Source organism: Actinoalloteichus caeruleus (genome assembly GCF_049311605.1).
GTDB classification, from domain to species: domain Bacteria; phylum Actinomycetota; class Actinomycetes; order Mycobacteriales; family Pseudonocardiaceae; genus Actinoalloteichus_B; species Actinoalloteichus_B caeruleus.
Map to the genome: position 1 here is coordinate 2,694,566 of NZ_CP186005.1, position 10,766 is coordinate 2,705,331.

The window sequence follows — 10,766 nt, forward strand, 5'->3', positions numbered from 1 at the left end:
GAATTTGTCGCAGCGTGCCCACCTCGGTGCGGAACCGAACTCCAGGCGTTTCCGCCGGGGAAGATGAGTGCCGAAAACGACATTCGCCGACGGAGAGGAGCGTCGCGTGAGCGGCATGATCAACATATTCCAGCCCGCCCTCGGGGAACGGGAGCTGGCGGCGGTGCGCGAGGTGTTCGAGAGCAACTGGATCGGCCGCGGCCACCGCACCGAGTCGTTCGAGTCCGACTTCGCGCGGCACATCGGGGTCGATCCGGCGAACGTCACGTCCCTGAACTCCTGCACGGAGGCGACGTTCCTGGCGATGCGCCTCGCCGGTGTTCGAGCCGGGGACGAGGTCGTCCTGCCCACGGTGAGCTTCGTGGGCGCCGCCAACGCCGTCGCGGCCCGCGGCGCGCACCCGGTGTTCTGCGACGTGGACCCGCGAACGCTGAACCCCACCGTCGACATGGTGCGGGCGGTGATGACGGAGCGGACCAGGGCCGTCGTCGTCCTGCACTACGGCGGCGTGCCGGGCGACATCGTCCGCATCGCCGAGATGTGCCGCGAGCGCGGTGTCCTGCTGATCGAGGACGCCGCGATCGCGGTCGACTCGCGGGTGGACGGGCAGGCGTGCGGCACCTTCGGGGACCTGGCCGTCTGGAGCTTCGACCACGGCAAGATCGTCGTCACCGTCGACGGGGGGATGCTCCACGCGCGGGACGCCGAGCTCGTCGCCGAGGCGAGGAAGCGCGCCTACTTCGGGCTGGAACAGACCAGCGGCTACGACCAGGCGCTGCGCAGCCGCACCCGGTGGTGGGAGTTCGAGATCTCGTCCTTCTCCCGCCGCTCGGTGACCAACGACGTCCTCGCCTCGGTCGGCCGGGTGCAGCTGGAGAGGTTGCCCGAGTTCATGCGCCGCCGGCGGGAGGTCGCCCGGCACTACGACCAGGAGTTCGCCGACCTGGGCGGGATGTGGACCCCGCCACCGCTGCCCGCCGGGCAGGAGACGTCCCACTACATGTACTGGGTCCAGTTCGAGGACGACATCAGGGACGACGTCGCCCGCGAGCTGTACGAGCGCGGGATCTACACCACCTTCCGCTACCCCCTGCTGCACAGGGTCGCCGCCTACGGCTCCCGGGCGGTGCTGCCGGGGGCGGAGCGGGCGGCGGCGAGGACGCTGCTCCTGCCGATGCACCAGTCCCTGACCGACGGGGACGTCGAGAAGGTCGTCACGGCGACCCGGGACGCGGTCCGCACCCGCCGGGCGGCCAGCCGGCGCTCCTGATCCTCCGGCCACCTGGTGACCCGCCGGCTCACCGGGTGGCCCGCCCGGCACCCGGGACCAGCGCGGGCCGGAGCGCGGGCGACCAGGCCTCCCGGCGGCGCGAGGGGGAGGGGCCGCTGGCACGGCGAAGAGCCAGGACCCGGAGGTCCTGGCTCGGCGTCGGCTCGCGCCCCGAGGGGATCAGCTCACGCGGACCTCGGGCACGTAGGTGATCCACCGCCCGCCCGCCCGGGTGAAGTCCCGCTCCCGCCGCATGATCTCCTCCGCGTGGTTCCAGGCGAACAGCAGCGCGTGGTCGGGGAACGGGTCGGCGAACGCCTCGGGCGGGCGGACCGGGAGGTGGGACCCGGGCACCAGACGCCCCTGCTTGGCGGGAGTGGAATCGCACACGAAGGGCACGAGGTCCGTCCCGATCCCGCAGTAGTTCGTCACCGTGGCGCACTTTCCCGGCGCGCCGTAACCGACCACGGTGCGCCCCTCGGCCCGCAGGTCCCCGAGCAGGGTGCGGAGGTCGTCCCTGATCCGGCCCACGGCCTGACCGAAGGACGCGAGGGTGTCCGGACGCGACAGACCGCGCGCGTGCTCCTCGGCCAGCAGGTCGGCCACCCGGGACCGCACCGCCCGGGTCCCCCTCCGCGCGAGCGTGTAGCGGATCTGCCCGCCGTGCAGGGGAGTCCGCCGCGCGTCGACGAGGTCGAACCCGAACAGCTCCGCCATCACCTGGACCGAGGTCACGCTGAAGTACAGGACGTGCTCGTCGTAGATCTGGTCGAAGGCGAGCCCCTCGACGATGGTCCCCAGGTAGGGCTCCTCGAAGACGAACACCCCGTCGGGCGACAACAGGGTCCGCACGCCGCGCAACACGGAGCCGATGCCACCGATGTGGGAGATGGTGTTGGCGCCGAACACGACGTCCGCCGGCCCGTTCTCCTCGTGGATCTCGGCCGCGCTCGTCTCGTCGAAGAAGGTGTTGCGCACCGAGACCCCCTTCTCCCGCGCGACCCTCGTCACCGTGGTCGCCGGGTCCACGCCGAGGTGCCGGACACCGGCCCTGGCGATGGTCGAGAGCATGACCCCGTCGTTGCAGCCGATCTCCACCAGGAAGGGATCCCGCTCGGTCAGCTCGTCCTCCAGGAACTGGGTCGCGACGTCCGCGAAGTGGCGTCGATGGCCGTCCGATCCGGAAGCGTGGTACCGGTATTCACCGTGATAGCGCATTTCCGCCGGAACCTCGTCGACGAGTTGCACCAGGGAGCAGCGGTCGCAGGAACCGACGGCGAGCCGGAAGTGGAACTCGTCGGCCGTCTCCGAGGGCAGGAGAAAACCGTTCGCCATCGGCTGCCTGCCCATGTCGAGGAATTCGCTGACCCGGCTACCGCAGACGCGACATCTCCTGTTCATGGCGAGAAGTCTAGGCAGGACCAGGAAATGGCACTTCTCTCGAAATGCCTTTTTCGGGGGCCGCCCTCGCGCCGTTCCGAGCACGGCGGAACGGGGGCGGTGACGGCACCGAGGCGAACGGTTCATGGTGCGTTCGGGGGCCGGCTGGGGGAGGCCCGCCCCGGTGGCGCGGCAGGACCTCGGGCCGTCCTCGTGCCCGGTGGTCGCGGGAACGGGCGCGGCGAACACCGGCCCGGGCCGCCGGCGGACCGGTCCTCGGTATCCCGAGGGTCGGATCGCCCAGGAGGTCCGGGTCGCCGGTGATCGTTCGGCCCGAACTGGCCACCGAACCCGTGCCCCGGAGGAGGGGACGGACGGGCGCGACGCCCCAGCCCGTCCCCCGTCGGCCGACCGCACCGGACCGGCTTCGGGTGGGCGGTGCCCCCGGGTGGCGCTGCCCCCGCCGAGGTGATCGAGCTCGGCGTCCCGACGACCACGACCGGCCGCCGCCCGGTGTCACCCGCCAGGGACGCGCGACGGGGTCCCCGCGCCAGGGCACGCCCGACGCGGACAGCGGCCCGGGGTGGTCGGCGGACACCGCCGGCGGGAGCCGGAGCCGAGCGGGGGACCGGGTTCCCTCCGCACCCCCGGGGTGCGCCCTCGCGTCGTTCCCACCGGGCCCGTCGGCGCCGTCTGCCCTCCGGCTGGGGGACGGCTCGGCAGCGCCGACCGCCACACCGGGCTACCGGCCGGTGGCGCCGGGGGTGGGGAGGCGGTGCACCGCGGGGGTGTTCTGGTACGCGGCCAGCCGCCACTCCCCGTCCTGCCTCACCACCAGCCAGGAGGCCCGGATCGCCTGGTCGTCGGACACCTCGGACTCACCCTCGGCCAACACCCCGCCCCGGGTGAGGAGCAGCGCGGTGTCCTCGGTGAGGAACCGGAGGTCCACCGGCCTGCCGGTGACCTGGGTGCCCCGGTACTCGTTCGCGTAGGCGTCGACGAGGAAGGACCGGATCTCCTCCCGCCCCTTCCGGTAGATGCCCGGCAGGATCATGGTGCCGTCCTCGGTGAACACGTCGGCGAACGCGTCCGCGTCGTGGTAGGCCCAGGCGGCGATGACGCGTTGGGTGAGCGCCGCGACGGCCGCCTGGTCGGCGGCGGAGGCGCGAGGGCTGCTCGAGCTCATGGTCGTCCCTTCGATCCGAGTGGTGGTCAGACGTACTGGGTGTTCGGCTCCAGGCCGCACAGGACCCGGCCGTACAGCTCCGCGTTCGTGTTGGGGTTCATCAGCGCGTGCAACGTCATCGCCTGGACGTCACGCACGATCCGCTGCATCGGGACGTCCTCGTAGATCGAGGAACCGCCGCTGGCCGAGGCGAGGACGTCGACGGCCTCCTTCGCCAGCCGGCACGTCGCGCCCATGTCGGCCCGCGCGCGAACCCGGTCGAGCAGGTCCCACTCCTGGTCGACGCCACTGGCGTCGACCAGGGACGTGAGCCGGCGAGCGTGGAACTCGGCCTGGTCGACCTTCATCGAGGCCTCGGCGACCTGCAGGTGCGTCAGCGGGGCGTCCCGCTGGCTCTCGTACGCGGTGTAGGTGATCTTGCGGGTGGGCAGCCGCCGGAGGAAGCCCTCCCGAGCCGCCCTCGCCAGACCCACCATCGTGCCGACGGACGACGCGGCGGCGACCGGGAGCAGCGGGTTCCGGTAGATCGCCGTGCCCGCGTTGCCCTCCGACGCGGTCCGGCCCTCGAGGACCACCGGCAGCGGGAGCACCCGCTCCTCGGGAACGAACACGTCCTGGGCCACGGTGCTGACACTGCCGGTCCCCTTCAGCCCCGAGGTGTGCCAGTCGTCGACGACCAACAGGTCCGACAGCGGGACGAGCGCGACGACGGGGTAGGGCTCACCGTCCTCGGGGACCAGCACGGCGATGATCTCCTGCCACTGGGCGTGCAGGGCACCGCTGATGAAACCCCACTTGCCGTTGACCCTGATGCCCCCGCCGACCGGCGTGGCGACGGCGCTGGGACTCAACGTCCCGCAGATCCGCACGTCCGGGGTGGCGAAGACCTCGTCCTGCACCTCGTCCGGGAACTGGCACGCCATCCAGGTGGGGATGCAGTAGACCGAACTGACCCAGGAAGCGGCCCCGTCGGCCGCGCCGAGTTCGGCGACCACGTCCAGCAGCGTTCCCGTGTCGGCCTCGTACCCGCCGTACCGGGCAGGGGTGCGCAGGCGGAACACACCGGCTTCGGCGAGCGCCGCGACGGTGTCCTCGTGCAACCGCCGGTTGCGCTCCGACCAGGCCGAGTTGGCCCGGAGCACCGGCGCCGCCTCGGAGGCGCGGCGGACGAGTTCCTCCCTCGTCGGAACCTGAGTGGTCGACACATGTCCTCCCTGAGTGCGAGCGACGACGGTTCTGGTGGTACCCGGTGTCCTGTCAGCGCCGTGGAGCCGTGCGCCTACCCCCAGGCGGTGCGGGGACGAGGTACGCAGTCCGACACTTCCGCACCGGCGCCGGCGGCCGCATCTCCCACCGTGCCGGGACCAGGGCGGGGCGTGGCGCCCAGCAGGGTCGATGCCCCGTGGCGCACCAGGTCGCCGTGCGGAACCGCGCGGCCAGACTGGCCAGGGCGGCCACCGGAAAAGCCCGTGAGGAGGTGGTGCCGCCCTCGAACCCGGTTCAAGTGGAGCCGGGCTCGGCGCCTCGCGGGACAGGGCGTTCCCCGGTGGCTCCGCGACCCACCCCGTCAGTCCTCGGGGCACCCGTGGCTCGCCGTGGCACGGGGCTTCGGCTCCGGTGGGGGCGACAGCGCGGGGGGTACCGCGCGGCCGGCGGGACGCGAGACCGCGCGGGGCAACGAGGGGGCCGTCACCGGGACCCGTCAGGCCTGAGGCGGCACCGACGGCCGGGGGGAGCGGGGCATCCCCGTCCACACCTCGGCCGTGCGGCGACCCCCATCCACCCGGCTCCCGCGAACCCAGCCCCGGCCACCCGCTGGCTCGCCCTGGGGCCGCGTGCCCCCAGGAAGCCCGGCGCGGCCAGCGGGCCGACCCGCTCGGCCGGGCTCGACCTCGGACAGGCCGTGCCAGGCGGGGGCCCGGTTGGTGCACGACGACCGGATCAGGTCCTCCGCCTGGGAGGGCACCAGGCTCAGCCGCCGCCGCCACCCGCCTGACGGCGGTCCGCTCACCGCTCCGGACGTGGGTCCGGAGCGGTGAGGACCACCGTCACAAGCCTCCGCCGGCCGGTTCTCGTACGGCGCCGGACGGGCGAGCGTCAGCCACCCGGGGGAGCGGGACGGAACCCCCCGGCCCGTCCGGCTGCCCGCCATCCCGCTGACCGCCCCGGAGGTCGACGCGCCGGTCCCGCGCCCGGCAGCGGTCCGAGGCGCTCGCCAACAGGATCGGCGGATCGAAGATGGAGCGCGGCCGCAGGGTGACGTCCGCGGCGCACACTCCCTCCGCCTCCACCGTGACCGGGCCGGTGGTACCGAGGAGGGTTCGTTCGGCGGGTGGCCCGGCCGCGCGGTCCCCCCACCCGCGGTGCGGACGGCCCGCTGGCAGCGCGTGCGCGAGGACGTACCAGATCCCGGCCGGAACCCGGTCCATCGTGTACGGACCGGGCCCGTCCAGCACCACGCACTCGGCGGGTTCCCCCTCGGGGAGGCGACCGGCGAACAACCCCAGGAAGATGACCCGTGAGCAGTCCCACACGGCCGACTCCACGGTCCCCCGGACGCGGCTCGCCGGTCCCGTCGGCTGCTCGGGCACCGCTCGCCCGAAGGGCTCGGACACCGACCCGTCGCACTGGCGGTAGGTGGTGGGCGAGACACCCACGCTGTACCGGAACCGCGAGCTGAAGGTGCCGATGCTCGAGTAGCCCACCAGGTGGCTGATCTCGGCGACGGTGAGGCTGGTCGAGACCAACAACTCCTTCGCCCTCGCCAACCGGATCGCCGACAGGAAACGGCCGGGGGACACACCGGTGATCCGCTGGAACACCCGGGTGAAGTGGAATTTGCTGAACAGCGCGGTCCGCGCCAGATCGTCGATCGTCAACTGCTCGCCGAGGTGGTCGTACATCATCTCGATGACACGCTCGACCGCTTTCTCAACCCCCGATGTCATATCTCCTCCGTTCGACTTGGAGCCGGGTCGCCGTCGGTCCGGCGGAGTGAAGTTCGGTGTGCGCGTTCGCGGCCCGGTGGCGGCGCCGGAGTGGAGGCACGCGTGTCGGTGCGGAGTCCCCGAGCAGGAGGGGGAAGGGCGTCGCCCGCCGAGCCCCCAGCGACCGTGGAGCCCGGTGCTCCGGCACCGCTCGGCTCCCGGTCGCTCCCGGAGCCGGCCGGGATCAGGGTCGCCCCGCTCCGGCCAGCCCGCCGAGGGCCGGCCCGGGCCGAGCCGCTGGTGAGGTCGTGATCCGAGCCCGACCAGCGACGACCCCGCCTCGACACCGGCGGGACCGGTGCCGCGCCGGTGGCATCGTCGTCCCGGACGGACGGCGAGCCGCGCCGCGTCCGCCCGAGCCCCGGCCCGCCCACCACATCGGCGGTCACCGCGTGGTCGGGGACAGCCCCCGAACCGCTCGGTCCGGGATGCTCGGCACCGGCGACGAGCGCCGGGGACCACGAACGAGAACGGTGACGCGGAACGCGAGCCCGTTCTGGTTCCGGTACCGGCGGTCGGTTTCCACACGGGTGGTCCGGTCCGATCTCCCGTCGCCTCGACCAGCCGGGTAGCGGGATCACCGCCACCACCCGGCGGCACGCCGCACGGGGTCGCCGGAATAGGATTCCGACGCGGACGGACTCGTGCCCCGATGATCCGTGGCCGGCTCCCCGAAAAGGGTGACCGGCGTTTTCCGGGAACTGGTACCACGGCGGAACATCGACATCCTCCGGTGATGTTCTGTCGAACTGGAGCGAGTACCCGCCCCGGAGGCGGACTCGGCCCCGGTTGGCCCCCCGAGTGCCCGGTGGCGAGGTCCGCGAGCCTGCTGACCACTGCGCAAGGCGCCCCCAATCGGACGGGGTGTTTTCCCCGGATTCCTTTGACGACAGATCCTCACAGCGCCCCCGTTGCCCCGTCCACTTCAAACTTGCGGACTGTCCACGGCAGTGAACCATTCCCGGGGCCCCGGTGCGGACGGTTTGTGGTAGTCATCCGGGCCTCTTGGCGAGCCGGGGTGTCTCCGGGTATGGGGCCGCCACGACCCCGGTGGATGATCTCGCCGCCCGACCGGGACGACCCAGTCGACGACCCTCCCCGTGCGTGAGCCGTCGCCGCCCCACCAGGCCCGTTCCCGCTCCCATTCCGGGTGCCGTGGAGAACCAGCGCCGACGGGCGCCGGGCTTCCGTTCCCGGGGGCGGGTGGTGATTTTCTCACCCGATCGGACCGCTGTCGGTAAACCCTCCCGGGGCGGTCAGCCCCGGGTGGGGCATAACAGTGTTCACCCGCATTCCGACCGGCTTGGCCAGCGCGAATCCAGGCGTGGAACACGGTGTCCCCGTAGGATCACTGGTCCTCCCCCTCGTTTCGCTGGATCCGGCACCTGGACGTTCTTGCTTCCGTGAGCAAAGATGTCGGCCGGGTGATCAGGACTTGCCGCACGGAGCGTAGACGGGATCGCTGATGACAACTGGGGACAACGCGTTCGGTGGCACTCGCGAGCCGCACGGCCGGGTGTCGGTTCGACGCGGCGCGAGACGGGGACGCCTGCTGGTAGCGGGCCTGCTGGCTGGCACGATGCTGGTCTCGACCAGCGCCGCGGCCTTCGACGAGGACCGGGGCCCGGCGCCGCTGGCGGGCGCGGAGCACACCGGCCACGAGCACGGCACCGTCGACGTGGACGGAATCGGCCTCCACTACGTGCGCACCGGTGAGGGCCCACCACTGGTCCTCCTGCACGGCTGGCCCGAAACCTGGTACCACTGGAACGAGGTCATGCCCGACCTCGCCAGGACGCACACCGTGCTGGCGTTCGACCTCCCCGGACTGGGGGACTCCGAGATTCCCGAGGACGGATTCGACAAGGCCACCACGGCGCACCGAATTCGCGCGGCGGTGCGTGAACTGGGATACGAGGAAGTCGCCCTCATGGGGCACGACCTCGGAGCGATGGTCGCCTACAACTACGCGCGGGACTTTCCCCAGGAGGTCAACAAACTGGCGGTGATCGAGGCCCCGCTGGCCGGACTCGGCCTCGAGGACATCTTTTCGGCGAGCTTCCACTTCCAGTTCAACATGGCCCCGGCCCCCGTTCCCGAGGAAATCCTCGACGACGAGGACGTGGAGGTGTACCTGGGCTATCTCTACGACGGCAGTTACCGCCCCGACCGGATCTCCCAGGAGGTCTACTTCGAGGCGTACTCCGATCCCGCCGTCCGTTCCGCCGGCTACGAGTACTACCGGGCTTTCCCCGAGGACGCGGCCGACAACCTGGCGCACGCCGAACCGAAGATCGACATCCCGGTGCTCGCGATGGGCGCCGAGTACGCGTTCGGTGAGGCCATTCCGGCCTCCTTCGAGCACGTCGCCGACGACGTGCGCCCGGTCATCGCACCCGATGCCGGCCACTTCGTGGCGCAGGAGAACCCCGAGTTCCTGATCGACTGCGCCGAGCTGTTCTTCGGAGCGTCCACCGGAGGGCCGGTTCCGGACGAGCTGACCAACTGCGTGGGCTGAGCACCACCGGCCGACCACCGCGGTGGTCGGCCGTGCCGGGCAGGGCCCCGGCACCCGACGCCGAGGCGGGCCCGCCCGTCCTGCCCGCCGCCTCGCGTTCGCCCGCGAGAGCGGTTCACCCGCCTCGACGGCGGAGGGATCGCCACGGGGGCCGTCGGACCATCCCGGCTGGGAGGGTCACCGCGAGTGCTTGGCCCCGGGGAGGTGCCCGCGAGGCGGACCCGGCCTGGTGCCGCTCGGCGCCCGCGCACGACCGCCGCCGCACTGACCCGGGGCACCCGACCCGACCGGTCCGCCGCCACCCCCGTGGCCGGCCGGCGTGCCGCACCTCGCCGGCGCACGATCCGACGGTCGCCGGTCTCGGTGCTCGTGACCGGACGGGACCGAACCGGCCGGCTGGCGGAACCAGACCTCGGCCCACGGTCGCCGCGCCGGTGCGGACGGGACCCGCCCGACTGCCGGTGTCGTCCGCCGGGTCGGCGGTGCCAGCCGGTCGGCACCGGGCTGGGCGGGGTCGGGTGGCACCGGAGTGCGGGGGCGCCCACGCCCGCCGGGGGCGAGCGTGGACGCGTGACGGGACGGCGCCGCCGGCCACCGCCACCCCGCGCACTCGGAAGTCCGGGTCACGCCGGGCGCGGCCGAAACCGTTCCCATGCGGTGGCCACCGGCCGGACGGCCGGGGTGGCGGGTCAACCCCGCCCGGCGGCGGCGAGGAGGATCGTCTCGGCCGCCGCCGCGAGGTCGACGTCCAGGGGGGACCTCGCGCGGGCCCCCGAGGCGCCGGTCGCGGCGGGAGGCGCCGCCAGCATTCCGGATCGCAGGCAGACGACCCGGACTCCCCGATCGCCGAGCTCCCGGGCGAGCCGGTCCGACATCGCCTCGACGACGGTGTCGCCGAGCCCCGCCCCGTCCTGCCCCGTCGTGCCGCCACCCGTCCACGCGGTTCCCGACACGGTGAGGATCACCCCCGACCCGCTCCTCGTCATCTGCCTGGCGGCGGCCTGCGCGGTGATCAGCTGGGCCGCCACCTGCCGGTTGAGCGCATCGACCAGTTCGGTCACCGACGCGTCCACCAGGGCGGTGCTGGTGGTGCGGGGAAGGGGCACCGCGTTGAACAGGATGTGCGGACCACCCGCCCAGGAGGTCACCTCGTCGATGTGGGCGCGGACGGCGCGGGGATCGAGCGGGTCCACCGCGGCGACCTCGGCGACGCCGCCCGCCTCCGCGATGCGACTCGCCACGGGTTCGAGGGCGGCCATGTCCCGCTCGGCGAGGAAGACGTACGCGCGCTCGCGGGCGAACGCCCGGGCCACCGCACCACCCAGCGCGCTTCCGGCACCGTAGACCACGGCGATCTTGTTCTCGAGCAGCACGCTCCGGTACTTCCTTTCTGCTGCGGCCTCGCGGTAAGTCGGTTATTCCCCG

Annotated in this window: 7 protein-coding genes; 2 read left to right on the plus strand and 5 right to left on the minus strand. The window is 72.8% G+C overall.

The window, feature by feature from the left end:
• Window positions 1-115: 115 nt before the first annotated feature.
• Window positions 116-1,270 (plus strand): DegT/DnrJ/EryC1/StrS family aminotransferase, encoded by a 1,155-nt coding sequence (locus tag ACOJVX_RS11555; RefSeq protein ID WP_026420243.1) that lies wholly within the window; start codon window positions 116-118, stop codon window positions 1,268-1,270.
• Window positions 1,271-1,450: 180 nt separating this feature from the next.
• Here the strand turns inward: ACOJVX_RS11555 and ACOJVX_RS11560 are convergent, their stop codons facing one another.
• The 4 genes from ACOJVX_RS11560 to ACOJVX_RS11575 form a co-directional block, all read right to left on the minus strand.
• Window positions 1,451-2,671 (minus strand): class I SAM-dependent methyltransferase, encoded by a 1,221-nt coding sequence (locus ACOJVX_RS11560; protein WP_026420244.1) that lies wholly within the window; start codon window positions 2,669-2,671, stop codon window positions 1,451-1,453.
• 721 nt (window positions 2,672-3,392) lie between these two features.
• On the minus strand, window positions 3,393-3,836 hold the full coding sequence (locus tag ACOJVX_RS11565; protein ID WP_026420245.1) for an SgcJ/EcaC family oxidoreductase: 444 nt from the start codon (window positions 3,834-3,836) through the stop codon (window positions 3,393-3,395).
• A gap of 26 nt (window positions 3,837-3,862) precedes the next feature.
• The gene (locus ACOJVX_RS11570) at window positions 3,863-5,041 is read right to left on the minus strand and encodes an acyl-CoA dehydrogenase family protein (protein WP_030107029.1); all 1,179 of its coding nucleotides are present in this window, start codon (window positions 5,039-5,041) and stop codon (window positions 3,863-3,865) included.
• 843 nt (window positions 5,042-5,884) lie between these two features.
• Window positions 5,885-6,784 (minus strand): helix-turn-helix domain-containing protein, encoded by a 900-nt coding sequence (locus ACOJVX_RS11575; protein WP_081893672.1) that lies wholly within the window; start codon window positions 6,782-6,784, stop codon window positions 5,885-5,887.
• Between the two features lie 1,504 nt (window positions 6,785-8,288).
• On the opposite strand from ACOJVX_RS11575, the gene ACOJVX_RS11580 reads away from it, so the two are divergent.
• The gene (locus ACOJVX_RS11580) at window positions 8,289-9,341 is read left to right on the plus strand and encodes an alpha/beta fold hydrolase (RefSeq protein ID WP_211256668.1); all 1,053 of its coding nucleotides are present in this window, start codon (window positions 8,289-8,291) and stop codon (window positions 9,339-9,341) included.
• 689 nt (window positions 9,342-10,030) lie between these two features.
• Here the strand turns inward: ACOJVX_RS11580 and ACOJVX_RS11585 are convergent.
• Window positions 10,031-10,714: an SDR family oxidoreductase gene (locus ACOJVX_RS11585; protein ID WP_418153597.1), complete on the minus strand. Its 684-nt coding sequence runs from the start codon at window positions 10,712-10,714 to the stop codon at window positions 10,031-10,033.
• Window positions 10,715-10,766: the final 52 nt, after the last annotated feature.

Bases quoted from the DNA above. Each gene is read 5' to 3' on its own strand.
- ACOJVX_RS11555 (WP_026420243.1), top strand. From the start codon at position 116: ATGATCAACATATTCCAGCCCGCCCTCGGGGAACGGGAGCTGGCGGCG.
- ACOJVX_RS11560 (WP_026420244.1), bottom strand. From the start codon at position 2,671: ATGAACAGGAGATGTCGCGTCTGCGGTAGCCGGGTCAGCGAATTCCTC.
- ACOJVX_RS11565 (WP_026420245.1), bottom strand. From the start codon at position 3,836: ATGAGCTCGAGCAGCCCTCGCGCCTCCGCCGCCGACCAGGCGGCCGTC.
- ACOJVX_RS11575 (WP_081893672.1), bottom strand. From the start codon at position 6,784: ATGACATCGGGGGTTGAGAAAGCGGTCGAGCGTGTCATCGAGATGATG.
- ACOJVX_RS11580 (WP_211256668.1), top strand. From the start codon at position 8,289: ATGACAACTGGGGACAACGCGTTCGGTGGCACTCGCGAGCCGCACGGC.